Here is a 1,371-nt window from a genome sequence, read left to right as displayed (position 1 = left end):
CAGATCGGCATACGCTTTTGCCACACCAGCAGCAACCGTACCCACACCCGCTTGAGACACTAGTTTCACTGAGACTAATGCTTGAGGGTTAACCTGTTTTAAATCAAAGATCAGCTGCGCCAGATCTTCAATCGAATAAATATCATGATGCGGTGGCGGTGAAATTAATGTTACGCCGGGAACAGAGTGACGCAGACTGGCAATCATCTGATTCACTTTTTTACCTGGTAGCTGACCACCTTCGCCCGGTTTTGCACCCTGTGCTACTTTAATCTGAAGCACCTCTGCATTAACCAGATAGTGCGGTGTAACACCAAATCTGCCTGACGCGATTTGTTTGATTTTGGACACACGCTCGTTGCCAAAACGATCCGGATCTTCACCACCTTCACCAGAGTTGGAGCGACCACCGAGGCGATTCATTGCCACAGCCAACGCTTCATGGGCTTCAGGCGACAAGGCACCTAGTGACATACCGGCGCTGTCAAAGCGTTTGAGGATATGACTGACATCTTCCACTTCACCGACCGTGAGTGGTTTATCCGCCAGTTTTACCTTCATTAAGTCACGCAACACCATCGGTGAGCGTTCGTTAACGAGGGAAGCATAAGCTTTGTAGTCGTCGTAATCACCGCCTTGAACAGCTTTTTGCAGTGTGGCGATAATATCCGGGTTATACGCATGATATTCACCACCATGGATGAATTTCAGCAAACCACCCTGACCGCGTTTCTTACGTTGATTCCAAGCTAATTTGGCCAGTTTCTTATCATCAGCCTGAAGATCGTCATAACCTGTACCACTGATTCTACTTGTTGTCGCAGTGAAACACTTATCCACGACTTCATCATTCAGACCGACAATTTCAAACAATTGCGCGCCCCGATAACTGGCAATGGTAGAAATCCCCATTTTCGAGATAATTTTGAACAGACCTTTATTGATGCCTTTACGGTAGCGACGTGCTAGCTCAGCACGATCAAGATCTTTAATCTCATTTGAATGAATCATGTCATTCAAGCTGGCATACGCAAGGTAGGGATAAATCGCTGTGGCGCCGTAGCCCAGCAAAGTACCGAAGTGATGTGGATCCCGCGCGGTAGCCGTTTCAATGACCATATTGGCATCGCAACGCAGACCCGCTCTGATCAATCGCTGATGTACTGCACCGGTTGCCATCAAGGCATGAATCGGCAGCGTACCTTCAGTGATATCGCGATCGCTCAATACAATGACTACGGTTCCACTGGCAACGGCTTGCTCCGCTTTATCGCATAATGCATCGATGGCCGCTTCTAAACCGGTATCTACATCATAATTCAATGACAGTGTGATCGATTTATATTCAGGGTTGGTTTCCCCCAGTGCCTT

Annotated in this window: 1 protein-coding gene; it reads right to left on the bottom strand. The window is 47.8% G+C overall.

The genetic code is table 11. The features are described from left to right. A partial coding sequence (locus tag ACTF5U_RS11860; RefSeq protein WP_438971843.1) for a glutamate synthase-related protein occupies nucleotides 1-1,371 on the bottom strand: 1,371 nt, incomplete at both ends.

The sequence above is a fragment of the Methylophaga sp. genome (genome assembly GCF_965655755.1).
Lineage (GTDB): Bacteria > Pseudomonadota > Gammaproteobacteria > Nitrosococcales > Methylophagaceae > Methylophaga.
This window is presented reverse-complemented; position numbering and strand designations above follow the sequence as displayed.